The 26,396-nt window shown below is 70.1% G+C and carries 25 protein-coding genes; 10 read left to right on the forward strand and 15 right to left on the reverse strand.

All coding sequences use genetic code 11. The annotated features are described in order from the left end of the window. Nucleotides 1-25: 25 nt before the first annotated feature. Nucleotides 26-1,453 (reverse strand): NAD(P)/FAD-dependent oxidoreductase, encoded by a 1,428-nt coding sequence (locus FBY39_RS03195; RefSeq protein ID WP_141930216.1) that lies wholly within the window; start codon nucleotides 1,451-1,453, stop codon nucleotides 26-28. A gap of 44 nt (nucleotides 1,454-1,497) precedes the next feature. Between FBY39_RS03195 and FBY39_RS03200 the strand changes: the two genes are divergently transcribed. Beyond that, entirely contained in the window at nucleotides 1,498-2,064 is a 567-nt protein-coding gene (locus tag FBY39_RS03200) for an HhH-GPD-type base excision DNA repair protein (protein ID WP_141930217.1), read from the forward strand. Nucleotides 2,065-2,073: 9 nt separating this feature from the next. On the opposite strand, the gene FBY39_RS03205 is transcribed toward FBY39_RS03200, so the two are convergent. The 7 genes from FBY39_RS03205 to FBY39_RS03230 all read right to left on the reverse strand — a co-directional run bounded on the left by FBY39_RS03205 (nucleotide 2,074) and on the right by FBY39_RS03230 (nucleotide 8,431). Further along, the gene (locus tag FBY39_RS03205; protein WP_141930218.1) at nucleotides 2,074-3,462 is read right to left on the reverse strand and encodes a glycine--tRNA ligase; all 1,389 of its coding nucleotides are present in this window, start codon (nucleotides 3,460-3,462) and stop codon (nucleotides 2,074-2,076) included. Nucleotides 3,463-3,607: 145 nt separating this feature from the next. Next, nucleotides 3,608-4,456 carry a hypothetical protein gene (locus FBY39_RS03210; protein ID WP_141930219.1) on the reverse strand — a complete coding sequence of 283 codons (849 nt, stop codon included), beginning with the start codon at nucleotides 4,454-4,456 and terminating at the stop codon, nucleotides 3,608-3,610. 53 nt (nucleotides 4,457-4,509) lie between these two features. Continuing rightward, nucleotides 4,510-5,643, reverse strand: a complete 1,134-nt coding sequence (gene menC / locus FBY39_RS03215; protein ID WP_141930220.1) for an o-succinylbenzoate synthase — start codon at nucleotides 5,641-5,643, stop codon at nucleotides 4,510-4,512. Between the two features lie 53 nt (nucleotides 5,644-5,696). After that, a complete protein-coding gene (locus FBY39_RS16345) occupies nucleotides 5,697-5,858 on the reverse strand; it encodes a hypothetical protein (RefSeq protein ID WP_160132915.1) in 162 nt (53 codons plus the stop codon). Between the two features lie 637 nt (nucleotides 5,859-6,495). Next, nucleotides 6,496-6,864 carry a hypothetical protein gene (locus FBY39_RS03220; protein ID WP_141930221.1) on the reverse strand — a complete coding sequence of 123 codons (369 nt, stop codon included), beginning with the start codon at nucleotides 6,862-6,864 and terminating at the stop codon, nucleotides 6,496-6,498. Between the two features lie 32 nt (nucleotides 6,865-6,896). Beyond that, on the reverse strand, nucleotides 6,897-7,595 hold the full coding sequence (locus FBY39_RS03225) for a cyclase family protein (protein ID WP_141930222.1): 699 nt from the start codon (nucleotides 7,593-7,595) through the stop codon (nucleotides 6,897-6,899). A 134-nt stretch (nucleotides 7,596-7,729) separates the two neighbouring features. Further along, the gene (locus FBY39_RS03230) at nucleotides 7,730-8,431 is read right to left on the reverse strand and encodes a GNAT family N-acetyltransferase (RefSeq protein ID WP_141930223.1); all 702 of its coding nucleotides are present in this window, start codon (nucleotides 8,429-8,431) and stop codon (nucleotides 7,730-7,732) included. Nucleotides 8,432-8,526: 95 nt separating this feature from the next. Here FBY39_RS03230 and FBY39_RS03235 point away from each other — a divergent pair, with 95 nt between their 5' ends. Both FBY39_RS03235 and FBY39_RS03240 read left to right on the forward strand, forming a co-directional pair. Beyond that, nucleotides 8,527-9,927 (forward strand): MFS transporter, encoded by a 1,401-nt coding sequence (locus FBY39_RS03235; RefSeq protein ID WP_141933842.1) that lies wholly within the window; start codon nucleotides 8,527-8,529, stop codon nucleotides 9,925-9,927. A gap of 35 nt (nucleotides 9,928-9,962) precedes the next feature. Next, nucleotides 9,963-11,561: a peptide MFS transporter gene (locus FBY39_RS03240; protein ID WP_141930224.1), complete on the forward strand. Its 1,599-nt coding sequence runs from the start codon at nucleotides 9,963-9,965 to the stop codon at nucleotides 11,559-11,561. Between the two features lie 8 nt (nucleotides 11,562-11,569). Here FBY39_RS03240 and FBY39_RS03245 read toward each other — a convergent pair whose 3' ends face one another. After that, on the reverse strand, nucleotides 11,570-13,024 hold the full coding sequence (locus FBY39_RS03245; protein WP_141930225.1) for an HNH endonuclease signature motif containing protein: 1,455 nt from the start codon (nucleotides 13,022-13,024) through the stop codon (nucleotides 11,570-11,572). Between the two features lie 274 nt (nucleotides 13,025-13,298). Between FBY39_RS03245 and purU the strand changes: the two genes are divergently transcribed. Beyond that, entirely contained in the window at nucleotides 13,299-14,183 is an 885-nt protein-coding gene (purU, locus tag FBY39_RS03250) for a formyltetrahydrofolate deformylase (protein WP_141930226.1), read from the forward strand. A gap of 250 nt (nucleotides 14,184-14,433) precedes the next feature. Here purU and FBY39_RS03255 read toward each other — a convergent pair whose 3' ends face one another. Together FBY39_RS03255 and FBY39_RS03260 are read right to left on the reverse strand one after the other, a co-directional pair. Then, nucleotides 14,434-15,354: a serine hydrolase gene (locus FBY39_RS03255; RefSeq protein ID WP_260837418.1), complete on the reverse strand. Its 921-nt coding sequence runs from the start codon at nucleotides 15,352-15,354 to the stop codon at nucleotides 14,434-14,436. 46 nt (nucleotides 15,355-15,400) lie between these two features. Beyond that, entirely contained in the window at nucleotides 15,401-17,365 is a 1,965-nt protein-coding gene (locus tag FBY39_RS03260; RefSeq protein ID WP_141930228.1) for a M13 family metallopeptidase, read from the reverse strand. Between the two features lie 61 nt (nucleotides 17,366-17,426). On the opposite strand from FBY39_RS03260, the gene FBY39_RS03265 reads away from it, so the two are divergent. Next, nucleotides 17,427-18,752, forward strand: coding sequence for an MATE family efflux transporter (locus FBY39_RS03265; protein ID WP_141930229.1), 1,326 nt, complete (start codon nucleotides 17,427-17,429; stop codon nucleotides 18,750-18,752). A 2-nt stretch (nucleotides 18,753-18,754) separates the two neighbouring features. Here the strand turns inward: FBY39_RS03265 and FBY39_RS03270 are convergent, their stop codons facing one another. Beyond that, the gene (locus FBY39_RS03270; protein WP_186336989.1) at nucleotides 18,755-19,336 is read right to left on the reverse strand and encodes an RNA methyltransferase; all 582 of its coding nucleotides are present in this window, start codon (nucleotides 19,334-19,336) and stop codon (nucleotides 18,755-18,757) included. Nucleotides 19,337-19,518: 182 nt separating this feature from the next. Here FBY39_RS03270 and FBY39_RS03275 point away from each other — a divergent pair, with 182 nt between their 5' ends. Beyond that, complete coding sequence (locus tag FBY39_RS03275) at nucleotides 19,519-20,154, forward strand: metal-dependent transcriptional regulator (RefSeq protein WP_141930231.1); 636 nt, start codon at nucleotides 19,519-19,521, stop codon at nucleotides 20,152-20,154. Between the two features lie 527 nt (nucleotides 20,155-20,681). On the opposite strand, the gene FBY39_RS03280 is transcribed toward FBY39_RS03275, so the two are convergent. Next, complete coding sequence (locus tag FBY39_RS03280) at nucleotides 20,682-21,605, reverse strand: SDR family NAD(P)-dependent oxidoreductase (RefSeq protein WP_141930232.1); 924 nt, start codon at nucleotides 21,603-21,605, stop codon at nucleotides 20,682-20,684. A gap of 80 nt (nucleotides 21,606-21,685) precedes the next feature. Here FBY39_RS03280 and FBY39_RS03285 point away from each other — a divergent pair, with 80 nt between their 5' ends. Beyond that, nucleotides 21,686-22,495 carry an HAD-IIA family hydrolase gene (locus FBY39_RS03285; RefSeq protein ID WP_141930233.1) on the forward strand — a complete coding sequence of 270 codons (810 nt, stop codon included), beginning with the start codon at nucleotides 21,686-21,688 and terminating at the stop codon, nucleotides 22,493-22,495. Nucleotides 22,496-22,500: 5 nt separating this feature from the next. After that, nucleotides 22,501-23,067, forward strand: coding sequence for a YdeI family protein (locus tag FBY39_RS03290; protein ID WP_260837419.1), 567 nt, complete (start codon nucleotides 22,501-22,503; stop codon nucleotides 23,065-23,067). Nucleotides 23,068-23,187: 120 nt separating this feature from the next. Here the strand turns inward: FBY39_RS03290 and FBY39_RS03295 are convergent, their stop codons facing one another. Further along, nucleotides 23,188-24,429 (reverse strand): FAD-dependent oxidoreductase, encoded by a 1,242-nt coding sequence (locus FBY39_RS03295; RefSeq protein WP_141930235.1) that lies wholly within the window; start codon nucleotides 24,427-24,429, stop codon nucleotides 23,188-23,190. A 99-nt stretch (nucleotides 24,430-24,528) separates the two neighbouring features. On the opposite strand from FBY39_RS03295, the gene FBY39_RS03300 reads away from it, so the two are divergent. Continuing rightward, complete coding sequence (locus FBY39_RS03300) at nucleotides 24,529-24,840, forward strand: hypothetical protein (RefSeq protein ID WP_141930236.1); 312 nt, start codon at nucleotides 24,529-24,531, stop codon at nucleotides 24,838-24,840. An 8-nt stretch (nucleotides 24,841-24,848) separates the two neighbouring features. Here FBY39_RS03300 and pyrE read toward each other — a convergent pair whose 3' ends face one another. Next, entirely contained in the window at nucleotides 24,849-25,427 is a 579-nt protein-coding gene (gene pyrE, locus FBY39_RS03305) for an orotate phosphoribosyltransferase (RefSeq protein WP_141930237.1), read from the reverse strand. A gap of 70 nt (nucleotides 25,428-25,497) precedes the next feature. Here pyrE and FBY39_RS03310 point away from each other — a divergent pair, with 70 nt between their 5' ends. Beyond that, entirely contained in the window at nucleotides 25,498-26,337 is an 840-nt protein-coding gene (locus FBY39_RS03310; RefSeq protein ID WP_141930238.1) for an exodeoxyribonuclease III, read from the forward strand. Nucleotides 26,338-26,396 lie beyond the last annotated feature (59 nt).

Consider the following 26,396-nt stretch of genomic DNA (forward strand, 5'->3'; position numbering starts at 1 on the left):
CTTGACATCGGCCCCCGCGCCGCGTTCACTGTGCGGGCGTCGACCCGAAAAGCGCGTGACGGCGGATCCGCTCGGCGGTGTCGACGGCATCCGGAACGACGTTGGCGAGTCCACTGCCGCTGATCCAGGCCCCCGTGACCTCGAGCCCGCCGACGCGGCGGACGGCATCCCGCGCCGCACGCCCGCGCGCGACGCCCCCGAGAGCCGAGGGCGGACCGGCGGTCACGTATCGATCGGTGCGGGCATCGACGACGCGGTCCCCGAGCTCGAGCCCGAAGGCGGAGGATGCCGCTGCCACGGCGGCCTCGACGGCTGCCTCGGGCGCACCGTCCGCGAAGTGGACCTTGAGGAGATGCCGACCCGCTCCGAGGTGCTCCGCGAGCCAGGGCCAGCGGGCCGAGCAATGCACGACCGCTGTCGCGGCTCCCGTTCCGGGGATCGCGTAGACGGACCCGCCACGAGGATGCTCGTCCAGCCTCTCGTCGTCGACGAGAAGCGTCACGACGTCGAGGATGCCGTCGCCCGCAGGCATCGCCTCGAGGCTCGGGACGTGCGGCGTCAGCACCTCGCGGGCAGCCGGCTCATCCGTCGCGACCACGACGTAGGTGGCCGGGAGGAGCTCTTCCTCCTCTCCCCCCGCGGCGCGCACCGTCCATGCGTCCGCGTGCGGAGCGAGCGTCGTGACGCGTGCGGAGGTCAGGAACCGCACACCCAGGTCGTCGGCTCGCGCGCGAAGCGCCTCGACGAGCTGGTCCATGCCACCCCGGAGGGCCTCGACGCGTGACCCGCCGGACCGCTGCGACCGCACCTGCGCGACTCCGCCCGCGAGCGAACCCGTGCGCGTGAGCGCCGTGCTGAGTCCGGGAGCCGCGTATTCGACGTCGACCTCCGCGGGAAAGAGCCCATGTCGTCCCCTCGTGAGGGGAGCGACGAGTCGATCGGCGACGCGATCGCCCATACGCCCCCGGACGAGGCGATCGAGATTGCGCTCCTGGCCGATCGTGAGGGGTGGTCGCAGACGGTCGAGGTACGCGCGCCACGCGCCGCTCCATCCGATGATGCGGCGCACCGCGGCATCCCACGGATTGGCGGGGATGCCGAGAACGGTCTCCGCCGGGAGCGGCACAGGACCCCCGGGGAGCCCCGACAGCCACGCCGGGAGCGGGTCCTCTCGCGTGACGGCACCGCCCAGCCCGAGTTCGTCGACGAGGTGGCCGACGCCCCCTCCGGCCGTGGACCAGCCGTCGGCGCCCAGGTCGATACGCGTCCCTCCGAGATCTGCGGAACGGACCGTACCCCCCAGCTCCGGACGAGCTTCGACGAGCGTCACGGGCAGGCCGACCTTCGCGCATTCGAGGGCGACGACGAGTCCCGCGATCCCGCCGCCGACCACGACGACAGGCGTCTCACGGGCCTTCTCGGCGAGGGACTCGACGGATTCAGGTTCGCTCACGTCTCCATCCTCGCGCGGCACGGCTCCGGTGGGAAACTGGACGCATGGCACTGCACATCACCGGAGACCCCGCCGCGGACGACCTGCTCACCCACGATCCGCTCGCCCTCCTCATCGGCATGCTCCTCGACCAGCAGGTCGCGATGGAAACCGCCTTCGCGGGTCCGCTCAAGATCCGCGAGCGGACCGGATCGATGGATGCCGCGACCCTCGCCGGCTACGACCCCGACGCGTTCGCCGCGGCGTTCAAGACGACACCGGCGGTCCACCGCTACCCGGGATCGATGGCGTCGCGCGTGCAGGCACTGTGCTCCGCGATCGTCGAGGACTGGGGCGGCGACGCCGCCGCGATCTGGACGCGCGACGACCCCGACGGGCCCACCGTCCTGAAGCGGCTCAAGGCGCTCCCGGGCTTCGGTGAGCAGAAGGCGAAGATCTTCCTCGCGCTCCTCGGCAAGCAGTACGGCTTCACGGGCGACGGATGGCGCGCGGCATCCGGATCCTACGGAGACGAGGGGTCGTTCCGCAGCGTCGCCGACATCGTCTCGCCCGAATCCCTCGCGAAGGTCCGCGCCTTCAAGCAGGAGATGAAGAAGCAGGCCAAGGCCTGATCAGGACGCTCACGCCCCCTTGAGACGCTCCGCGAAGAACGCGGTGAGCTCGGCGAGCGGAACGCGCTCCTGCGACATCGTGTCGCGATCGCGCACCGTCACGGCGTCGTCGTCGAGCGAATCGAAGTCGACCGTGACGCAGAACGGGGTGCCGATCTCGTCCTGGCGACGGTAGCGTCGACCGATCGCACCGGCGTCGTCGAAGTCGATGTTCCAGCCGTGCGAGCGGAGCTCGTCGGCGAGTCCGCGCGCGAGGGGGGAGAGACGTTCGTTCCGCGAGAGCGGAAGCACGGCGACCTTGACGGGAGCGAGGCGCGGGTCGAGCTTGAGCACCGTGCGGGTGTCGGTGCCGCCCTTCGCGTTCGGCGCCTCCTCCTCGTGATAGGCGTCGACGAGGAAGGCCATCATGGCGCGCGTGAGTCCGAACGACGGCTCGATGACGTACGGGATGTAGCGCTCACCCGAGGCCTGGTCGAAGAAGCTGAGGCTCTGCCCCGATGCGTCGCTGTGGCTCTTGAGGTCGTAGTCGGTGCGGTTGGCGACGCCCATGAGCTCGCCCCACTCCTTGCCGGCGAAACCGAACCGGTACTCGACATCGATCGTGCCGGCCGAATAGTGCGCGCGGTCCTCCTCGGGAACGTCGAAGCGACGCAGGTTCGCGGGGTCGACGCCCAGCTCGATGAACCAGTTCCAGCACGCCTCGACCCAGTGGTCGAACCACTCGCCGGCCTCGGCGGGCGGCGAGAAGAACTCGATCTCCATCTGCTCGAACTCGCGCGTGCGGAAGATGAAGTTGCCGGGCGTGATCTCGTTGCGGAATGCCTTGCCGACCTGGCCGACACCGAACGGCGGCTTCTTGCGGCTCGCGGTGAGGACGTTGCCGAAGTTGATGAAGATGCCCTGTGCCGTCTCGGGGCGCAGGAAGTACAGGCCGCTCTCGTCGTCGACGACGCCGAGGTATGTCTTCACGAGGCCTGAGAAGGCCTTGGGCTCGGTGTACTGGCCCTTCGTGCCGCAGTTCGGGCACGGGACGTCGGCGAGGCCGTTCTCGGCGGGACGCCCCTTGCGGGCTTCGAAGTCTTCGATGAGGTTGTCGGCGCGGAAGCGCTTGTGGCAGTGCAGGCACTCGACGAGCGGGTCGGTGAACGTCGCGACGTGACCCGAGGCCTCCCACACGCGCTTGGGGAGGATGATCGACGAGTCGAGTCCGACCATGTCGCCGCGGCCGCGCACGAACGTCTGCCACCACTGGCGGCGGATGTTCTCCTTGAGCTCCGTACCGAGGGGGCCGTAGTCCCACGCGGAACGGGATCCGCCGTAGATCTCACCGGCCTGGAAGACGAACCCGCGGTGGCGGGCGAGGGCGATGACTTTGTCGAGGCGAGACTGCTCGGCCACGGTGGCTCCAATGGTCGGGAGGGCGCGATACGCGGGGGAGGTCGGGGCCCGGTTCCGGCAGGATTCCCCTCCGGATGCCGCGGCCCACGGCATCCGTCGATTCTAGCCGTGCGGGGCTGCCGGTCGTCGCCTCACGGGGCGCGGGTCACGCGCACCACTCGGTCACCCACGACAGGATGCGGGCGCGCATCTCGGGCGATGCCGCGACCTCGACCTCGCCGGGCTCCCCGTCGAGCTCCACTTCGACGGTGAAGACCGTGCCGCGCTTGTCCTCCTGCACGACGTGGGGATCGCAGCGGGCGGGCACGATCGGAAGTGCCGTGACGACCGATCCCATGGAGCCCTCGTCGACACGCAGTCCGAGCGCCAGCGCGTCTCCCGCGGCATCCGTGCCCTCGAACATGAGGAGGTTCGTGGGCTGAATCGCCACCACGGTCGCCGTGGCGCGCCCCGTCGGTGCGATGGCCAGGTCGAGCTCTGCGGGCTGACCGGGAGGCGACGGGCGGAACGAGCGGACATCGACATGCGCGGCATCCGCGAGGCGCTCGGCCCGGCACTCGCGGTCGTGGAGCGGCGCGATGACATCGAGTAGATCGTCGACGGGAGCCTCGACGATGTCGCCGGATGCCGCGAGTTCGAGCCGCGCCGTCGGGGCACCGTCGATCGAATCGCACGCCATGCGGGGGAGCACGACGCGGATGTCGACCGTCGCGCCGGGACGGACGGTCGTCGTGCGGTCGAGGTCGGTGCGGGTCGCGGCATCCGCGAACCTGGCGTCGACGATCTCGACCGCGCCGATCTCGACGGATTCCGTCGACCCGTTGACGATCCGCACTTGGGCTTCACCCGCGGCGACGTCGGAGCGCAGCTGGATGAGCCCGACGTCGATCCCGTCGGGGAGTGCCGCGGGTGTCGCCGCAGCGCCCTGGCCTGCCGGGGCCACCGTGCACCCCGCGAGCGCCGCCGCCGTGAGGAGGATCGCAGCGGTGCGCACGACGCGGCTCGTCCTCGCTCGGAGGACGCGGCGCGGGGGCGACGGCATCGGGACTACCGGCGGATCACGTCGCGAGCGACGGTGAAGTCTTCGAGGGCGACGGGGTCGATGTCGACGCCCAGGCCGGGTCCGGTGGGCACGCGGACGTGACCGTCCTCCAGAACCGCCGGCTCGGTGACGATGTCACGGAGATAGAAGCGATCGGACGCCGAGACGTCTCCCGGGAGGGTGAAGCCGGGAAGTGCCGCGAGCGCCGCGTTCGCCGCGCGGCCGATGCCCGTCTCGAGCATTCCGCCGCACCAGACGGGAATGCCCGCGTCGCGGCACAGGTCGTGGATCGCGAGGGCCTCAAGGTAGCCGCCGACGCGTCCTGCCTTGATGTTGATGACGGATGCCGCGCCGAGCGCGAGCGCGTCGGTCGCGGCCTTGGCCGACGTGATCGACTCGTCGAGGCACACGGGCGTCGTCAGCCGCGTCGCGAGCGTCGCGTGGTCGACGAGGTCGTCCTCCTGGAGGGGCTGCTCGATGAGGAGCAGATCGAAGCGATCGAGCTCGGCGAGGGTGTCGACATCGGCGAGGGTGTACGCGGAGTTCGCGTCGACCTGGAGGGGGATCGCGCCGAATGCGTCACGCACGGCGGCGGTGTCGCCGACGTCGCGCCCGGGTTTGATCTTGATCTTGATGCGGACGTAGCCCTCGTCGAGGTAGCCGCCCACGTTCTCGACGAGGGCCGCGGGGTCGCGCTGGATGCCGACGGAGACGCCCGAGGGCACGCGGTCGCGGACAGCGCCGAGGTACTCCCCGAGCGGTCGCCCCTGGGCGCGGAGCGCGGCGTCGAGGACCGCGAGCTCGAGACCCGCCTTCGCCATCCGATGCCCTTTGAAGGGTTCGAGGATCGTGGCGACCTCTTCGGGCGCGACCGAGCCGCGGTCGAGGAGGGCGGGGCCGAAGAAGCGCAGCGCGACGTCCCACGCGCCCTGCGTGTACTCGCTCGAGTACAGCGGATCGGCCTGCGTGACGATTTCGCCCCACCCGCCGCCATCGGATGTCAGCGCACGGACGACGATGACCTCGCGCACCGACTCCGTGCCGAACGACGTCGTGAACGGGGCGACGAGCGGCACGTGCAGAACGCGGAACTCGAACCCCTCGAGGGTGACCGGTGCGGCGGGAGAGGCGATCGGCATGCCCCTCAGGCTACGCCGCGACCGAGAGCGCCCGCAGGACCGTCGCGCCGGGTTCAGACGATGACGCGGCGCGCGGTGCGGGGATCGGCGGGCTGGAACGTCGCTCGTGCGGCGTGCGGGCGCAGGCTGCGCGGCAGACGCTCCGCCTTCGGTGCGTGCGCGTGCGCTCTCGCCGCGGCGAGCCCGTGCAGCAGTTCCTCGATAACTTCGCGCATCGCGCTCTCCTCCCGTGCTTTCGCAGGAAGGGAGCGCGGAGGCTCGCGCCTGATACGTCGGCGCGGTCGTCGCGGTCGTCGGATTGGGGCGCGACCCGTCGCTTGGGGCGCGATCCGTCGCTCGGGGCGCGGAAAACCCGCCCCACGCCGCCACACCGCGCCCCGCGAGAGCGCGGGAGGGGAACGCACCGGCACTGCCGGATCGCCCGGCAACGGTCGTGGCTCCGCGAACCACGGATTGAGGCGCGATCCGTCGCTCGGGGCGCGACCCGTCGCATGGGGCGCCATCCGTCGCTCGGGGCGCGGAAAGCCCGCCCCACGCCGCCACACCGCGCCCCGCGATAGCGCGGGAGGGGAACGCACCGGCACTGCCGGATCGCCCGGCAACGGTCGTGGCTCCGCGAACCACGGATTGGGGCGCGATCCGTCGCTCGGTACACCATCCGCCGCTTGGGGCGCGACCCGTCGCTTGGGGCGCCATCCGTCGCTCGGGGCGCGGAAAGCCCGCCCCACGCCGACAGACCGCGCCCCGCGATAGCGGCACACGCCCGAAGGAGGGACCACAGCACGCACGGCGTATCGAGACCACTCCGTGATGGAAGGTCGGATCTCGATACGCGCTTGCGGCACTCCCCGATCAGCGGTGAGGGCGCAGGGCGGCCGGCGCGGGCCAGGGCAGGTGGATGCGAGTCACGGGGACGTCGATCGCACCGAAGTCGTCCGTGTGCACGACGATACGACCCGCGGTTTCCGCGCCGTCGGGAGGAATGACCTCGGCGATGCGGACACGGAGTGGCGCGGCATCCGTTCTGTCGAGCATCCACACGTCCGAGAGCCACGCCAGTCCGCCCGCTTCGAGGACCTCTTCGGCGTCGAGCCAGTCCATCGGAGCGCTCGCTTCGCGCCCGAGGAGGTCGACCGCGACCCAGTCGTCACCCTCGGGTCGGATCCATCCGAGCAGCTCACGGTCGTCGCGACGGTGCGGGATCCAGTCAGCTCCGATCACGGCACCACGGTAGTCGTCGTGCGGGGTGATCGTCACGCGGGGAGCTCGGCGTATGCCCGCACGGGGAACGTGCCGAACCCTTCGACCGCCGGCGGCGCCGCCGTGAAGCGGGCTCCCTGTGCCGGGACATCCCCGAGGCGCGTCAGGTGCTCGACGACGTGGACTCCCGCCGCGAGGAGGAGCGAGTGCGCAGGGCGCTCCCCACCCGACTGCGTGTCGTCGATGTTGACCGAGTCGATGCCGACGAGCTGCGCCCCGGCCTCGATGAGCCACTCAGCTCCCTCGCGCGTCAAGAACGGAGCATCCGTGCCGTACTCGGGAGTGCCGAACAGGCGATCCCACCCCGTGTGGAGGAGCACGGCAGCACCACGGACGTCGCGATTCTCGAACGCCTCGGCACGGATGCCACGGGCCCCGGCGTCCGACACATCCGCGAGGTGGAAGACCTCGGCCCGCAGCCCGACGAGCGTCCCGAGGTCGAGCCCCGCGAGATCGGGGCCGTCGGCGTAGCGGTGGTAGGGGCTGTCGAGGTACGTGCCGGTATTGCCGATCATCGTGATGACGTCCATCGCGAACTCGGTTCCCGGCGCGTACGCCCCACGAGAGGCCGCGCGCGTCAAGTGGGGCGTGATCGACGGCGCGGGGAGACCCGGGTAGGTGACGAGGCCGGCGCGGATGGGGTGGCTGAGGTCGACGATGCGGGTCGCCGGGCGGGGCGAGGGGTCGGGCATGCCCGTCAGCGTACGAGGACGCCCGCGACCCCGACGCCCTCCGTCGGAGATTGGCGGGAATGTCGGGCTGGATCGGCAGGAATCCTCCGATGATGGGCCGGACCTCCGACCGCGTGCGGAGAGATGTCGCGCGGCTACGGGCGGACGAGGAGGTAGCCGCGCTCGTCGTCGAAGCCGCCGATCACGAGGCCGTCGGCGAGCCCCGCGAGCACCGCGTCGCGCACGCGGCGGCGCCATGCCGCGGCATCCTCGGGCGCGGTCGCCCGGAGAGCGGCGATGTCTGCGGGGATCTCGACGGACGTCACGACGCGGTCGGGCGCGGGAGTCGGTGCGGCCGGAGCGGCGAGCGCCCACGACACCATGATGCGGTCGGTCTCGTCGCCGCGGTTGACCCCGTCGTCCATTGCGCCGTAGTGATCGACGAGATACTCGGTCGCACGCGCGCCGAGGACGCGCAGGTTGAAGTGGGCGTTGTGCGCGATGAGCGGGTCGAACGTCCACGTGATGTGGCCGACGCCGCGGGCGAGGGCCCACTCGCGCTGGTGCTGCTTCAGCATCCGCCCGAGGCCCTTGCTCTGCATCCCCGGAAGGACGCCCGTGATGTGGCTGTGCATCGAACGCGCGGACGGTTCGGCGAAGAACGCGACGGATGCGCCCACCATGCGCTCGCCGCTCCAGAGGCCGACGGCGTAGTTGCCCGAGTGGGCGAGCGCACGCAGCAGGTTGGGTGGCATCCCGGAGCGGTCGCCTCCCCAGACTTCCGACAGCACGTTCGATGCCATGAACACGTCGTCGATCGCGTCAAGCGGTCGGACCTCGATGTCTGCGGAGTCCATGTGCCCAGTTTCCCACTCCGACCCCGGGGTGTCCGAACGGCGATAGCCTCGATCAAGTGAACCGGGACGAGGACGCGCGCAGACGACTCACCCGGATGCCACGGCAGGGCGCCATCGTTGCGGTGCTCGCCCTCGCGGGGCTGGCGTCGTCGTTCATGTTCACGCTCGTCGTGCCGATCCAGTCGAAGCTGCCGGAGCTGCTCGACGCGAGCCGCGAGGATACGGCGTGGGTCGTGACGTCGACGCTCGTGGCGGCAGCCGTCGTGACACCCATCTCGGGCCGGCTCGGCGACATGTACGGCAAGCGGCGCATCGTGCTGTGGCTCGTCGCGCTCCTCATCCTCGGGTCGGTCATCGCCGCGGTCTCCCCCGGAATCGTGGGAGTCATCGTCGGCCGCACCCTCCAGGGTGCCGTGACGGGCGTCATTCCGCTCGGGATCTCGATCCTCCGCGACGTGCTGCACGAGGATCGCGTGGACTCCGCCATCGCGCTCATCAGCGCGACGCTCGGCGTCGGCGGTGCATTGGGCCTTCCCATCAGCGCGCTCATCACGGAGCGGAGCGACTGGCACCTGCTGTTCTGGGTCGCCGCCGCCCTCGGGGTCATCGTCTTCATCCTCGTCCTGTGGATCGTGCCGGTGAGCGTCCTGCGCACGGCAGGGCGCTTCGACTACATCGGCGCCGCGGGGCTCGCCGTCGGACTCGTCGGCATCCTCCTTGCGGTCTCCCGCGGCAACGAGTGGGGCTGGACGTCACCGGCCGTGCTCGCGTGCGGACTCGGCGGACTCGTCGTTCTGCTCGTCTGGGCGTGGTACGAGCTGCGGCTCGCGGAGCCGCTGCTCGACCTGCGCGTCGCGGCGCGGCCCGCTGTCCTGTTGACGAACATCGCCTCGATCGCGATGGGCTTCGCACTCTTCTCGTCGAACGTCAGCTATCCGCAGATGCTCGAGCTCCCCGTCGCGACGGGCGGATTCGGGCTATCGCTCCTGGCGGCGAGCTTCGTCGTGATGCCCGCGGGACTCGTCATGATGGTGCTCTCTCCTTTCTCTGGTCGCCTCGCCCGCACCGTCGGACCCAAGCTCCTCCTCGTCCTCGGGGCGATCGCACTCGTCGTCGCCTACGGCTTCACGCTCCTGTGGTCGTCGGAGGTATGGCACCTCGTCGTCGCGAACCTCATCATCGGCGTCGGGATCGGGTTCGGGTACGCCGCAATGCCGATGCTCATCATGCGCTCCGTGCCGCAGACCGAAACGGGGGCATCGAACGGTTTGAACGCGCTCTTCCGCTCGCTCGGCACGAGCACGGCGGCAGCCGTCATCGGTGCGGTGCTCGCGACGTACACGATCGATTTCGAGGGCACCGCGGTGCCCTCCGGAACGGCATTCCAACTCTCCTTCGTCCTGGGCGGCGCGGCCGCGCTTGCGGCACTCGTGATCGCGCTCTTCATCCCGTCCCGGCGCGACGAGCACGAGCGGCATCCGTCTCTTCCGAAATAGTCCGCGCGCGGTGAGCCGCCCACTACTCTGAGCGCATGAACGTCAGCGACGACAACGAGCCGGAGCAGGTTCCCGTCGGACCTCCCGACGGCGCGACAGCGGCAGGCGACCCGCGCTCGACGACGACGACAGGCCGTGTCGCCGCCGCGGAGAGCGGAACGGATGCCGCCGCGACGGCGGCTCCGCGTGGGGCGGGCGACGCGGACACCCGATTCTTCGGTCAGCCGTTCGCGCTCGCACACGTCTTCGGCGTCGAGATGTGGGAGCGGTTCAGCTTCTACGGCATGCAGGGAATCCTGCTGATCTACATGTACTTCTCCGTCGCGCAGGGCGGGCTGGGCATCGATCAGACGATCGCCGCGGGAATCCTGGGCGCGTACGGCGGCACCGTCTACTTGTCGACGATCCTCGGCGCATGGATCGCGGACCGCGTGCTCGGCTCGGAGCGGGTGCTGTTCTTCAGCGCCATCGTCATCATGGCGGGGCACATCGCGCTCGCGATCCTGCCGAGTGTGTGGGGCCTCGGCGTGGGTCTCATCCTCGTCGCACTTGGTTCGGGGGGACTCAAGGCCAACGCGACCTCGGTCGTGGGCACGCTGTATACCCCGCAGGATCCGAGACGGGATGCCGGCTTCTCGCTCTTCTACCTCGGTATCAACCTTGGCGCGTTCCTCGGTCCGCTCCTGACGGGTCTGCTGCAGGACAACCTCGGCTTCCACTGGGGATTCGGGCTCGCGGCGGTCGGGATGGCGATCGGCCTGATCCAGTACTCGTTCGGACGCAAGCACCTGCCCGCTGAGGCGCGGGAGGTGCCGAATCCCCTCCCCCGTTCGCGGCGGGGCACGATGATCGGCATCGCTGCGGGTGGGGTGGTTCTGCTCGTCACCCTCGTGCTCCTCGGGGTGATCCGCGCGGACAACCTCGCGGTGATCGTCATCATCGTGACGCTGGGAGCGGCCATCGCCTACTTCATCGTCATCACGTCGTCGTCCGGCGTGACGCCGACGGAGCGCTCCCGCGTCTTCAGCTTCATCCCGCTCCTGATCGTCAACGTCGGCTTCTGGTCGCTGTACCAGCAGCAGTTCACGGTGCTGACGATCTATTCGGATGAGCGCCTGAACCGCGACATCTTCGGGTGGGAGATGCCGATCCCCTGGGTCAACTCGATCAATCCGATCTTCGTCATCATCCTGTCGGGGGTGTTCGCCGCGATCTGGACGAAGCTCGGAACCCGTCAGCCCTCGACGCCGATCAAGTTCGCGCTCGGCGCGATCATCATGGGGGTTGCGTTCCTGCTCTTCCTGCCGTGGGCGAATGGTCCCGCGAACTCGACACCGCTCCTCGCGATCGTCGGCATCCTTCTCGTCTTCACGATCGCCGAGCTCTTCATCTCGCCCGTGGGACTGTCGGCCTCGACGAAGCTGGCGCCGGCGCGCTTCCACACCCAGATGGTCGCCCTGTACTTCCTCTCCGTCGCGTTGGGAACGTCCATCGCCGGATGGCTCGCGGGATACTACGACCCCACCAACGAGGTGCCGTACTTCACGATCCTCGGCTTCATCGCGATCGGACTCGGTCTGGCGATGGTGGCCGCCGTCAAACCCGTGCTCGCTCTCATGCGCGGCGTGCGATAGGACCGCACTCACTCTCCGGCCGCCCGACGCTGCAGCGCATCACGCAGACGCGACGGTGACTTCGTCGTGGGTCGCCATCGCCCCGTCGCATCCCACCAGTGCGGACCGCGCACCTCGGGCACGCCGTCTCTGACGCGGATCTCCCACCCACTCGTGTCGAGTGTGCGATGGTGCCCCCAGCACAGGGCGACACCGTTGTCGGTGTGCGTCGGACCCCCACGAGAATGCTCCTCGACGTGATGCAGTTCGCACCATTCGAAGGGGACATGGCACCCCGGAATGAGGCAGCCGCCATCGCGCAGCCCGATCGCTCGTCGCTGGTGATGGTTGAAGACCCGATCCTGAATCTCGATCGCGACGATCCGGCCGTTGTCTGCCGTGACGACACGCTCGACGGCACCCGTGCAGGCGATGTGCCGCGCGACGGCGAGGGAGACCGGCTCGCTGGATCCGCCCAGCGTCGCACCGCCACGCCCGCGAACCAGGTCGGCTTCGCGCACCGAGACGATGAGCGTCGGCGCCGCCCCACCCAGAGTGGGGAGCATGCCCGATCCGGCGACCCGCATGAGGATTGCCGCGAGCGCATCGTGCTGCTTCTGGGGGCGAGTGCGGATGTCGGCAGCAGCTTCACTCGCCGCGTCGAGTTCGTCCGCACCCGCTTCGGCGTCGTCACCGGAGTCCACGAACCGCGGCCCCGTCACCGGCACCCCGTCGACCTTGGGGTTGAGGAGCGCGTCGAACCCGCGCTGCAGCTGCTCCGCGACCTCGGGCAGAAGGTTGCCTCGGATGGGAACGAGTCCGTCGCGACGCATCCCGAGAGTCAGCCCGCGCTTGCGGAGCGCCCGCGTCTCACGCGGCTCGGCGCCGTCTTGATCGAGGTGCATCTCCCACACGAGCGCCATCGTTCGGAGGTCGTCGGCATTCGCCGGCGGCGCACCGTCGGCCCCCTCACCGCGCGCGCAGGCCGCGAGCTCTTCATCCGCTGCGAGGATGCCCGCACGCCCCGCCGGACACCCCCGAAGTACGTGGGCGACAGCAACGAGGCCATCGACGCCGACGTGCCCTGCGGCGAGCGCCGCGCGCATGTGAGGAAGCTCTGCCGGCAGCCTCTCCCCCGAACTCGGCGCGACATCTTCTCGAACGGCGCGAGCAGCCGCGAGGATGTCGCCCGCGGATCGCCGGGACACACGCGTCGCACGCTGGACGAGTTCGGCGACGGACGCGCACCCTCGTCGCGTCTCGGGCCGATCGGCATGCGGCGCGGCTGCCGATCGCTCCGCGAGCTGAGCCGCCGACTCGACCAAGATGGCCTCCGCCCACCGCAGGATCCGCGCCCCTTGGACCAGGGCGGCGACGACCTCGTCATCTGCAGAGGTCGCCAGCGCACGTTCGCCGAGCATGGGTCCGACGACATCGCCGAGCGCATCGCCCAGACGGGCGAGGGAGTCGACGAAGGTGCTCATAGGGCCCATTCTGCTCTGGGCCACCGACATTGAAGTCCCAGATCAACGTCGAGAAATGTCCCCTGTTCAAACTCCCCGAACAGGGTCGCCTGGGGAGGAGAAGACGCACCCTCGAGCGACGAAGTCCACGGCGTCGGACCATGCGCGGCATCCGTCATGCGACCGCTCGACGACCTCGTCACGGTTCCCGGAGTCGGCGACCACACGACGAACGTCGAGTGACCGGCGATGCGCCCGGTCTGCGGCATCCGTCACGACACGGCAGAATCGAGGGATGGCCGCGCCCACGTCACCGCACCTCCACGCCGATCACGCCTGCCTCATCGTGCACGGCAACGACAAGCCGGGGATCGTCGCGGCGGTGTCGGCGCTCATCACCAGGAACGGCGGCAACATCGTCGCGTTCGACCAGTACTCGGACGACCCGACGGGCGGTGCCTACTTCCAGCGCGTCGTCTTCCACCGCCCCGGACTCGACGCGGTGCTGCCCACGATCGAGGCGGATCTCGCCGAGACCCTCGGTCGGGGCTTCGATCTCGAGTGGTCGATCACCGACCAGTCCGTACCGAAGCGCATGGCGATCCTCGCGTCGAAGCAGGACCACTGCCTCCTCGACCTGCTGTGGCGGCACCGCCGCGGAGACCTCCCCGTCACGATCCCGATGGTCATCTCGAACCACACGACGGCCGCCGACGACGTACGGTCGTTCGGCGTCCCGTTCTTCCACATCCCCTCTGTCTCGGGACCGGACAAGTCGGCATCCGAGGCCGAGATCCTCAAGCTGCTCGTCGGAAACGTCGACTTCGTCGTGCTCGCCCGCTATATGCAGATCCTGTCGCCGGAATTCCTCGATGCGCTCGGAGTTCCCGTCATCAACATCCACCACTCCTTCCTTCCCGCGTTCATCGGAGCGGAGCCGTACAAGAAGGCCAAGGAGCGGGGTGTCAAGCTCATCGGCGCGACGTCGCACTACGTCACGAGCGACCTCGATGAGGGTCCGATCATCGATCAGGACACCATCCGGGTCACGCACGCCGACACCGTTCCCGAGCTCGCCCGCCGGGGCGCCGACGTCGAGCGCCAGGTCCTCTCGCGTGCCGTGCTCTGGCACGCGCAGGACCGCGTCATCCGTCACGGCAACCACACGATCGTCTTCTAGCCCGACCCTGGATGCCGAGAAGACCCCAACTGCTCTCCGCCGGCACGAAACGCAGCAGTCCGAGTCTTCTCGACGGAAAGGGCCGCGGGCGCGCAGGCTGCCGAGAAGACTCGAACTGCTCTGAACGGCCGCGAAACGCAGCGGTCTGAGTCTTTTCGGCGGGTGCGGGCCGAGCCGGCGGGTGCGGGCCGAGCCCGCGGACGGACCCCGACCCGGCGGATGTACGCCGGCCGGTGGGAGACCGTCCGCGTCAGTGCACGTACTCCATCAGGTCGACGCCGAGAACACGGAATGCGTCGTGCGCGCGCAGCCGATGCGAGACCGTGAGGTCGTCGAAGCACACGATGAGCGCATACGCCACGCCCGCGCGGGGTCCCGCGATGACACCGGCCTCGCCGCGGACGCCCCTGTCGCGGCCCGTCTTGTTCACGAACAGCAGCCCGTGCTGATCGTTCTCGTGCGAGAACGGATCGAGCCCCGTCGCGGATGCCACGAGTGAGAGGTCGTGGTTGAGGCTCAGCCACTCCGCCACCTGGGCGCTGACGGCAGGCGACACGACCTGGGAGTTCACGAGCGACGCGAACACCTGCGCCATCTCGCGAGCCGTCCCGAGCGCGAAGTGCGGCGCATCGTCGGGTCCGCGATCGTCGCGGAACCGATCGAGGAGCGCGGACTGCGCGAGTCCGAGGCTCTCGATGCGAGCACGAACGGCGGGAAGCCCCACCCGCTCGAGGAGCGCATTGGCGGCCAGGGTGTCGCCCGCGGCAGCCGTCAGCACCGCGAGGTCGGACACCGGCAATGCGGGTGCGGCGAGGTGCTGCCAGACGCCACCGAGGGACACGTCGGCGACATCGGACCGTTCGACGATCTCGAGCGGATCGAGCCGCCCCTCGTCGAACGCCGCCGCGACCTCGATGAGCAACGGCACGACCCCGAGGCCCGCGACCGGCAGGGTGACGAAATCGTCGCCGTCGAGCACCGAAACGTCTCGGTCGAGGTCCGTGACGCGCACCGAGACCTTCGCCCCGGTCCTCGCGAGTTCATCGAGCGCCGTCAGCGTCGATGTGAACGACCTGCGTCCGGCCGCCGCCCTCCGCGGCAGTCGTCGGCTGCTGCGTCGCGTCCCCCGAAGCGACTCAGCATCCCTCTGCGGCTCAGGCGGGATGCCCACGACTAGGGTTCCTTCCGATGGGGGGTCGGGGTCGGGAAGCCCCAGGTCACCAGATCGTGACGCGAGCCTCCTTGTCGAGCCACAGCTCGTCGGACTCGGTCACACCAAAGGCATCGTAGAACGCATCGACGTTCCGCACGATCTGGTTACACCGGAATTCATTGGGCGAGTGCGGGTCGATCGTGAGGAGCCGGATCGTCTCGGCGTCGCGGCCCTTCTGCTGCCAGATCTGCCCCCACGACAGCAGCACGCGCTGGATGCCCGTGAATCCGTCGATCTCCGGCGCCGGCTCTCCGCCCAGCGAGAGTTCGTAGGCGCGCAGAGCGATTCCGAGGCCACCGAGATCGCCGATGTTCTCGCCGATCGTGAGGGCGCCATTCACGGTGTATTCATCGGAAAGTCCCCGCGGCGTGAGCGCGTTGTACTGGGCGATGAGGGAGGCCGTCCGCTCTTCGAACGCTGCACGGTCCTCATCGGTCCACCAGTCGCGGAGCGACCCGTCACCGTCGAAGCGACTCCCCTGATCGTCGAAGCCGTGGCCGATCTCGTGGCCGATGACGGCGCCGATCCCTCCATAGTTGGCGGCCGCATCACGCGCGGCGTCGAAGAACGGGTACTGCAGGATGGCGGCGGGGAACACGATCTCGTTCATGAGCGGGTTGTAGTACGCGTTGACCGTCTGCGGAGTCATGTACCACTCGTCGCGATCGATCGGCTGGCCGACCTTCGCCAGCTGCCGGTCGTGCTCGTGCACGTGCGCACGGCGGACGTTCCCGATGAGGTCCGCCGCATCGATCTCGAGTGTCGAGTAGTCCTTCCACTTCACGGGGTAGCCGATCTTCGGCGTGAAGGCGTCGAGCTTCGCGAGCGCCCGCTGCCGGGTCTCCGGGCTCATCCACTCGAGGTCGGTGATGGACTGCCGGTATGCCTCGATGAGGTTCGCGACGAGTTCGTCCATCGCTTCCTTCGCCGCCGGCGGGAAGTGACGCTCGACATACACGCGCCCGATCGCCTCGCCCATCGCGGCTTCGGCGAGTCCGACGCCCCGCTTCCAGCGCTCGCGGTTGACGGGGACGCCCGTGAGCTGCGTGCCGTAGAACGAGAAGTTCTCGTCGACGAACTCGTCGGGGAGGAACGGAGCGGCGCCGTGGACGATCGCAAAGCGCAGCCATGCCTTCCAGTCGGCGAGTCGATCCTCGGTGAGGAGGCCCCCGAGCCCTTGGATGAAGCTCGGCTGGTAGACGTTGACCTCGGCGAACGCGTCGGCGTGCCCCGGCGCGACGGCGTCGAGCCACGGCTGGAGGTCGACACCCACGAGCTCCTGCACCTCGGCCCACGTCTTCAGGTTGTAGGTCGCGACGGCATCCCGGCTCTTGACGTTGTCCCAGTGGTGGGTCGCGAGCTCGGTCTCGAGCGCGAGGATGCGGTCGGCGGATGCTTCGGCGTCGGCCACTCCGGCGAGCTCGAGGATGCGATGGACGTGACCGCGGAAGGCCGTTCGCGTCGACTCGAAGCTCTCGAGGCGGTAGTAGCTCTCGTCGGGGAGTGACAGCCCGCCCTGGATGAGGAACGGCACGTACCGCTGCGGTCTTCCCGGGTCGGGCTCGATGTACAGGTGGAAGAGCCCTGCGACGCCGTCACGCTCGAGCTCTCCGACGGTGCGCAGGAGCGACGGAACGGAGTCGATCGCGTCGACCTTCTCGAGCTGGTCCGCGAGCGGGGTCGCTCCGCGTGCCGCGATGCCCTCGGTGTCCATGAAGCTCGTGTAGAGGTCGCCGATCTTGCGCGTCTCAGTGCCGTGCTCGGCGCCCTGCGCCTCCTCGACGATCGCGTGGACGTCCTTCTCGGCCTGCTCGGCGATGAGATGGAAGGAGCCCCAGCGCGCCTTGTCCTCCGGGATCTCCGTGCGATCGAGCCACGCACCGTTGACGTAGCGGAACAGATCGTCCTGCGGGCGGATGTCGGTGCTGAGCTCGTCGAGTGCGAGTCCGGACGGAAGGGCTTCAGTCATGCGATACAGGATAAGCGCCGCCACCGACGCGGGCGTCGCAGGCCCCGCCTAGCATCGAGGAGTGACCGATCGCCCCGAGACGCTCAACCGCAGCATCCTGCGACTCGCGGTCCCGGCGCTCGGTGCGCTCATCGCCGAACCGCTCTTCCTCATCGTCGATGCCGCCATGGTCGGCCACCTCGGCGTCGTCCCGCTCGCGGGCCTCGGTATCGCGTCGGCGGTGCTCCAGACGATCGTCGGCCTCATGATCTTCCTCGCGTACTCCACGACGCCGGCCGTCGCGCGGCGGTTCGGATCGGGCGATCCTTCGCGCGCCGTGTCGGTCGGCATCGACGGCATGTGGCTCGCCCTCGCGGTCGGGGCCGTGCTCGCCGTCAGCGGGTGGTTCGCCTCGCCCGCACTGGTCTCGCTCTTCGGCGCGACACCCGATGTCGCCGAGCAAGCCGAGATCTATCTGAGCCTGTCGATGTGGGGACTCCCGGCCATGCTCATCGTCTTCGCGGCGACGGGACTCCTCCGGGGCATGCAGGACACCGTGACACCCCTCTGGGTCGCAGGCGTCGGCTTCGGCGCCAACATCCTGCTCAACTGGCTCTTCATCTACGGCCTCGGGTGGGGGATCGCGGGCTCCGCCGCCGGCACGGTGGTCGCGCAGTGGGGAATGGTCGGCGCCTTCGTGATCGTGATCGGCCGTCTCGCGCGGCGCCACACGGCATCCATCCGCCCGCAACGCGAGGGCGTCACGGGATCGGCGCGCGCGGGCGTGTGGCTCCTGCTGCGGACGGTCTCGCTCCGCGTCGCCCTCCTCGCGACCGTCGGCGTCGCAACGGCACTCGGCACGGAGGAGCTGGCCGGATGGCAAGTGGCGTTCACCCTGTTCTCGACGGCCGCGTTCGCTCTCGACGCGCTCGCGATCGCGGCGCAGGCGCTCGTCGGTCGAGGGCTCGGGGCAGAGGACCAGCCGTTCGTGCGGCGGGTGCTTCGCCGCACCCTCGCCTGGGGACTCTGGTTCGGCGTGGCGGTCGGAGCTCTCATCGCCGCGTTCTCGGGCGTGCTGGGCCTCGTCTTCACGGGTGATCCGGCGCTCGCGGCCCTCGTCATGCCCGCCCTGCTCGTCCTCGCGATCGCCCAGCCCGTGTGCGGCGCCGTCTTCGTGCTCGACGGCGTCCTGATCGGCGCGGGCGACGCGAAGTACCTGGCACTCGCGGGTGCCCTCAACCTCGTGCCGTTCATCCCGGCGCTCGCCCTGGTCGCCGCCCTCCACCCGCCGGGCGCCCAGGGGCTCGCGTGGCTCGCGGTGGCGTTCTTCGGCGTCTACATGCTCGCGCGGTTCGCGACCCTCGGCTGGCGTATCCGTGGGACGGCGTGGCTCTCGGCGGGCTCATGACCTCACGCCCAGCGACGGCACCACTCGTACATGACGACGGCGGCGGCCGCTGACGCATTGATCGACCGGGTGGATCCGTACTGCGTGATCTCCACGATTCCGGATGCCGCGGCGACGGCCTCGCGCGACAGACCGGGGCCTTCCTGGCCGAACAGCAGCACGCAGCGCTCTGGCAGATCGGCATCCGGAAGAGGCTTCGAGCCCTCGACGTTGTCGACCGCGACGATCGGGAGCCCCGCGGCATCCGCCCACGCCACGAAGGCTGCGACGTCTTCATGGTGCCGCACGTGCTGGTACCTGTCGGTGACCATCGCGCCGCGGCGGTTCCAGCGGCGCTTCCCGACGATGTGGACCTCGGCCGCGAGGAACGCGTTGGCGCTGCGCACGATGGAGCCGATGTTCATGTCGTGCTGCCAGTTCTCGATCGCGACGTGGAACGGATGCCGCCGCGTATCGAGGTCGGCGACGATGGCCTCCATCGTCCAGTAGCGGTACTCGTCGACGACATTGCGGGCGTCGCCCGCCGCGAGCAGCTCCGGGTCGTAGCGCGGGTCGGTCGGCGGGTCGCCCTCCCAGGGGCCCACCCCGTGCGGCGGATTCGCGCCGGGATCGGCGGCATCTCCCGGCTCGACGTTCCCGGGCTCGACGTTCTCGGGCTCGACGTTCCCGGGCTCGTCGGAGGCGGGCTGCGCGGACTCTGTCACGCGGTCAGGCTACCCGGACGCAGCGACCGCGGCGCTCCGGCACCTCCCGGTACCCTGGGCGCGTGGCATCCCCCGCTGTCGACGACTATCTCAAGACGATCTACCACCGCACCGAGTGGCAGGACGAGCGCATCACGCCGTCGCAGCTCGCCTCCGAACTCGGACTTGCCCCCTCGAGCGTGACCGAGATGGTGCAGAAGCTCGCGGCACAGGGACTCGTCAGCCACCGCCCATACGGACCCGTCGCCCTCACCGAGAAGGGGCACCGGCGCGCCGCCGCGATCATCCGCCGCCATCGCCTCATCGAGACGTGGCTCGTGCGCGAGTTCGGCTACGCGTGGGACGAGGTTCACGATGAGGCCGAGGTCTTGGAGCACGCGATCAGCGACCGGCTTCTCGAGGGGATCGACGAGCGCCTCGGCCGACCCCGGTTCGATCCGCACGGCGACGCTATTCCGGATGCCGCGGGCCACGTCGACCGCGAACCGTTCGTGCTCCTCGCCGACGCCGCACCCGGGCACGTCGGCCGCGTCCTGCGCGTCAGCGATCGCGACCCCGACATCCTGCGTGCCGTCGAGAGCGCGGGGGTCACGGTCGGAGCCCGCGTCGTCGTCACGGACCCCGCGACACTCCACCTCGACGACGTCGTCGCGACCCTTCCCCCCGGCGCCGCGACGACGATCTGGCTCACCGCCTGACGCTCCCGGGCACTCGGCCACCCCCTCGCTCCCCTGCCCCCGGCCCGCGTCGGCCCCTCCTCGCGCGCCGCGCCAGCCGCGCGCCGCGCTGCGCCGGCCGCGGGCCGCGCTGCGCCGGCAGCTTGCCGAGAAGACGCGAAACGTCGCGGAATCCCGGGAGAACGCGCAGTCTGCGTCTTCTCGGCAGCCTGGCACCCACCCCGCGGCTGGCGCCCACCCCGCGGCTGGCGCTCGATCCCGGGCAGCGGCATCGCGGCATCCGGGCATCCCCCACGCCGAAACCGGGTACCTCGCCGAAACCCAGCCGCACACCACCCTGCCTCGGCGAAACCCGCGGTCTCGGCGCGCGACACCGCGGCCGCCCGCGGTGCGCTCGCCGAAAAGACGCGAAACGTCGCACGAACCGGCGAAAACGCGCAGTCTGCGTCTTCTCGGCACCCCGGCCCCGGCACCCGGCCCCGGCAACCCGGCCTCGGCACCCCGGCACCGGCACCCCGCCCCGGGCCCCGGCCCCGCGACGCGCGGGGTCAGGGCCAGTGGACGCCGGTGGCCTCCTCCGCGACGGTCCACAGGCGGCGGGCGATGTCGGGGTCGCGCGTGATGCGGGCGGGGGTCGCGCGACGAGGCGTGCCGTGCAGCGCGAAGCGCGGCCCCCAGAACGTGCCGCTCTCCACGCCCGCGCCGGCGAGCGCGTGCACGAGCGGGAGCGCGCCCTCCTCCTTCGACTGCGTGACGGGCGCCTGCAGATTGTCGGCGAAGCGGCCCACCTTCGACGGCTCGTTGACGCCGGCGATGCCGACCGTCCGTCCGCTCGTCGAGTACCCCGGGTGCGCCACGACGCTCGCGACGGGGATGCGCGCTGCCCGGAGCCGCCGATCCGCCTCGAGCCCGAGCGCGGTCGTCGCGACCTTCGACTGGACATAGGCGCGCCACGCGGAGTATCCCTCCGTGAGCTGCGGATCGACGGGGTTGTAGGGCGTGAGCGACGTCGACATGCTGCCGAGCCACACCATACGGCCGAGTGCCGCCGCGAGCGGGACGAGCAGCTCCCCCGCGAGCGCGAAATGTCCGAGCACGTTCGTCGCGAAGACGATCTCGTGTCCGTCGGCCGTCGTCTCCCTGCGTGACGGCGGATGGACGATTCCCGCGTTCAGGAGGAGGCCGTCGATCTTGCCCCACCCGCGGACCGTCGCCGCCGCCGCTCGGACCGAGCCCAGGTTGCTCGTGTCGAGCAGCAGGGTCTCCAACTGCTCGAGAGCGAGACCGGGCACCCGTCGACGTACGGCCGCCCGTGCTGTCGCCAGGCGATTCGGGTTGCGCCCCGTCATGACGACGCGGGCACCTGCGCGCACGAGGTGCTCCGTCGAGAAGTACCCGAGACCCGCGTTCGACCCCGTGATGAGGTACGTGCGGCCGGTGAGGTCGGGAAGGCTCCAGGCGGCTCGTGGCACGGGTTCGACGATACGCCCGCGCGCGACGATCACCGTGCGCGACGTGCGGCGATGTCGGCCGACCCCGCTAGGCTCGTCGCATGCGCACGCGCGCCGATATCGAATGCTGGCTGACCGACATGGACGGCGTGCTCGTCCACGAGAACACGCCGATCCCGGGTGCCGCGGCGCTCCTCGAGCATTGGCGCGATACGGGCACTCCGTTCCTCGTGTTGACGAACAACTCGATCTTCACTCCGCGCGACCTCTCTGCGCGGCTCCGCGCGTCGGGTCTCGTGGTGCCCGAGCAGTCGATCTGGACGTCGGCGCTCGCGACGGCCGACTTCCTGCGCAGCCAGATGCCCGGCGGCACGGCCTTCGTCATCGGAGAGGCGGGGCTCACGACGGCGCTTCACGAAGCCGGTTTCATCATGACCGAGAGCGACCCCGACTACGTCGTCGTCGGCGAGACACGCAATTACTCCTTCGAAGCCATCACGAAGGCGATCCGGTTCATCGGCGCGGGTGCGCGTTTCATCGCGACGAATCCGGATGCCACGGGCCCGTCGACCGAGGGAGTCCTCCCGGCGACCGGTGCGATCTCGGCGCTCATCACGAAGGCGACCGGGCGTGAGCCGTACGTCGTCGGCAAGCCGAACCCCATGATGTTCCGCTCGGCGCTCAACCGCATCGGGGCGCACTCCGAGACGACCGGGATGATCGGCGACCGCATGGACACGGATGTCGTCGCCGGCATCGAGGCGGGACTCCACACCGTCCTCGTTCTCACCGGCATCAGTGATGTCGCCGAGATCCAGCGCTACCCCTTCCGACCCGACGAAGTGCTCGGCTCGGTCGCCGATCTCCTCCCGTCGACCGAGGCCGAGACCGAGTTCGCGGAAGTCCTCTAGTGGGCGTGCTCGACGACGGCGAGAAGGTCGTGGCGCCGGATGCCGCGACATGGCGCGCGTGGCTCGAGGCGAACCACCGCACAGCACCCGGCGCCTGGCTCGTCCGTCCTCGCCCCGGCGCTGCCATCGAACTCGTCGCCTACGAGGACGCGATCGTGCACGCCCTGTGCTTCGGATGGATCGACGGCCCCGTCCGCACCTTCGACGAGACGACGGGAGGGTTGTGGTTCGCGCCGCGCCGACCCTCGAGCGGGTGGGCGGCGACGAACAAGGCGCGCCTCCAGCGGATCGAGGCCGAGGGGCTCATGACAGAGGCGGGGTGGCGCGCCGTCGAGGTCGCCAAGGCCAACGGCTCTTGGACGATCCTCGACAACGCCGAGGCGGGAATCGAACCCGACGACCTCGCGGCGGCGCTCGACGCCGACCCTGCCGCGCGCACCGCGTGGGATGCCTTCCCCAAGTCGACGCGCAAGCTCGGCATCACGAACGTGGATTCCGCTCGCCGGCCAGAGACGCGCGCGGCGCGGATCGCGAAGCTCGTCGCGGATGCCGCAAGAGGGGTCCGCCCGTGATCAGTCCGTTCGAGCAGACGCTTCTCTTCGCGACGACGATCGTGATCCTGTCGGGCACACTCGTGGTGTTCGCGTGGCAGTGGTGGCGCAACCGCGGCCGCGACGAGGACTGATCTCGCGTCAAGCGGTCCGGGCCAGGACGCCGCGCGCGGCGCGTTCTCCCGACCCCAGCGCTCCCTGGATCGACGGAGTGTCGCGGTGGTCGCCCGCGACGTGCAGTCCGTCGCCGAGGTGGGAGGGCGACGGCCGCTTCAGCGGCGGCGGGAGCGCGGGGAGGGCGTGTGGCAGATCGTCGCGACGCAGCAGCTCCCACGTCGCGGCATCCCTCCCCCACAGCCCCACGAGCTGGTCGCGGACGTCGCGGTGCGTCGCGGACGACGACGGCCCGAGCAGGCACGTCGCCTGCACGAGGTGGCGCCCCACCGGAGCGTACGACGGAGCGCTGAGCGACATCGCGAGCGTGTTGACGATCGGCCCGTCGGCCGTGCCGTCGAGCGTCAGGAGGGCGGAATCGGGCGGGGATTCGGCCGCGAACCACCACGTCTGAAGGCCCCTCGTCGGCGGCGGATCGAGCGGCGTGAATCGTGCGATCGTCTCGGGCCCGACGGCGACGACGACGTCCCTGGCACGCATCGCCCCCTCGCCGCGAACGGTGACTTCCCACTGCCCTCCTCGGCGCCGGAGCTTCCGTACTCGGCGGTCGAGCCGGATGTCCGCACCTGCCGCGGCCCCCCGGCGCGCGAGTTGGGCGGGAAGCGCCGCGATGCCGTGGGTGGGAACCCCCGGACGCGCACGCGCGAAGAGCCTCATGAGCAGAAGAACGTAGGAGTTCGATGTCTCCCCCGTATCGTCGGCGAGCACGCCGGACAGGAACGGTCGGAGCAGTTCGTCGCGGATCGGACCGTCGAGTCCCGCGGCATCCCACGCCTCCGCAAAGGTCGCGTCGGCGCCTGCCGTCATCGCGTGCGGCCGGACGGCGGGCGCGAGCCAGCGCAGCAGCGCACGAACCGACGCGGGCGTCACGAGTCCGCTTCCGAGCGTCGCGGGGATGAGCTGAGGATGCCGCAGCGGATGCGCGAGCGTCACGGCACCGGCCCCACGGTGCACACGCACCCCGACGGGGAAGGGCCGGAGCCCCAGCTCCGACACGTCGGCCGATGTCCGCAGTGCGGGGTAGGCGGGGTTGAGCACCTGGAAACCCCGGTCGAGGAGGAACCCGTCGACCCTGTCGGTGCGCTGGCGCCCGCCGACCCGCGACGACTCCTCGAGCACGACGACGTCGCGGCCGGCGCGCGCGAGCTCGAGCGCGCACCGAAGTCCCGCGAGCCCTGCGCCCACCACGATGACGTCGTGCGTCTGCATGCCCAGAGCCTACGAGACCTTCGCCTAGGAGACCTTCGCCGACGAGACCCTCGCGACGGTACGCTGGCGCAAGACGCCCCTGGCGGGAATGAGGACAGGATGCCGGCACGACAGGCTGTTGCGACGATCGTCGCCTCCGACGCCGTCACGAAGCTGGACGCACTCGACGTGCTCTCGCGCGTCACCGGGTCGCCGGTCGAGGGTGCGAGAACCCCGTCGCCGCGCGTGTCGCTCGGCCCCGGCGCATGGGCCCAGGTCGACATCCCCAAGTTCGGCGAGCCGCCGCCCCTCGCGATCGACGTCTTCGTCGAGGGCGACGAGAGCGACGCCCAGCGTCACGCCCTCGCTCTCGCCGAGCGGTTGCGCGCCGAGGCGGGCTGGTCGGTCCTCCCCGCTTTCGCGGTCGCCTGACGCGCGTCCTACTGCGCGTCGAGGCCGAGGTCGTCGAGGTCGACGGCGGCGAGCCACACGAGCCCTTCGGCTTCGACAGCCGCCTGCGCGCCGGTCTTGCGGTCGACGATGACGGCGACGGCGACGGGTTCGGCCCCCTCGCGGCGCAGCGCCTCGACCGCCTTGAGCGCCGACTGGCCCGTCGTCGACGTGTCTTCGACGACGACGACGCGCTTGCCCGCGACATCGGCTCCCTCGACCTGGCGGCCTCGGCCGTGGTCCTTCGGCTCCTTGCGCACGACGAAGGCGTCGAGCGGGCGGTGCGTCCGCGACGACTCGTGCATGATGGCGTTCGCGATCGGGTCGGCGCCGAGCGTCAACCCTCCGACGGCGACGATGTCGTCGACGCCGCGGATCAGGTCGAGCATGATGCGGCCGATCGCGGGGGCCGCACGATGGTCGAGCGTCAGCTTGCGCATGTCGACGTAATAGGTCGCCTGCTTCCCCGACGAGAGGGTGAAGTCGCCGTGGAACACCGCCTCGTCCTCGATGAGGGCGATGAGGTACTGGCGGTCTGCTTCGAGCTCGGGCGTCGAGGACACGGTCATGCCTGCGAGTCTATTCAGGAGCGGATGCCGCGGCATCCCTGTGTCCACCGTCGCCTCTACGCTGGAGTCCATGCGTCTGGCCACCTGGAACGTCAACTCGATCCGAGCCCGCGTCGACCGCATCGTCGACTTCGCGGTGCGAGAGCACATCGACGTGCTCGCGATGCAGGAGATCAAGTGCAAGGTCGAGCAGTTTCCGTTCGACCGGTTCGAAGAGGCGGGTTTCCACGTCGAGGCGCACGGGTTCTCGCAATGGAACGGCGTCGCGATCGCGAGCCGTGAGCCGATCACCGATGTGCGCACGTCCTTCCCCGGCATGCCCGGGTTCGCGAAAGGCCACGAGGGTCCCGACGCCCCCCAGGAGGCGCGGGCGATCGGCGCGACGATCGGCGGCGTCGAGGTGTGGAGCCTCTACGTGCCCAACGGCCGTTCGCTCGGCGATCCGCATTATTTCTACAAGCTCGACTGGCTCGCCGCACTGACCGGCTACACGCAGGAGAGCCTCGCGCAGAACCCCGATCTCGCCCTCGCGCTCGTGGGCGACTTCAACATCGCGCCGACGGATGCCGACAACGGCGATCCGACCGTCGTGCAGGGCTTCGCGACCCACGTCTCGCCGCCCGAGCGCGAGGCGTACGGTGCGCTTCTGTCTGCCGGAGTGGAAGACGTCGTGCGCCCGCTCGTGCCGACGGGCTTCACGTACTGGGACTACAAGCAGCTGCGGTTCCCCCGCAACGAGGGCATGCGCATCGACTTCATCCTCGGCTCGCACGCGCTCGCCGAAGCCGTCACGGGGGCGACGATCCACCGCAACGAGCGGAAGGGCGAAGCGCCCAGCGATCACGTGCCGGTCGTCGTCGACCTCGACCTGACGGGCGACGACGATGATGACCGCCCCATGATCTTCTAGCGGCGCGTCCCCACCCGCGCGGCCCCGTCGACACCGGGCGTCGAGACCGGGTGTTCCGC

It is taken from the genome of Microbacterium sp. SLBN-146, assembly GCF_006715145.1.
Classification (GTDB): Bacteria; Actinomycetota; Actinomycetes; order Actinomycetales; family Microbacteriaceae; genus Microbacterium.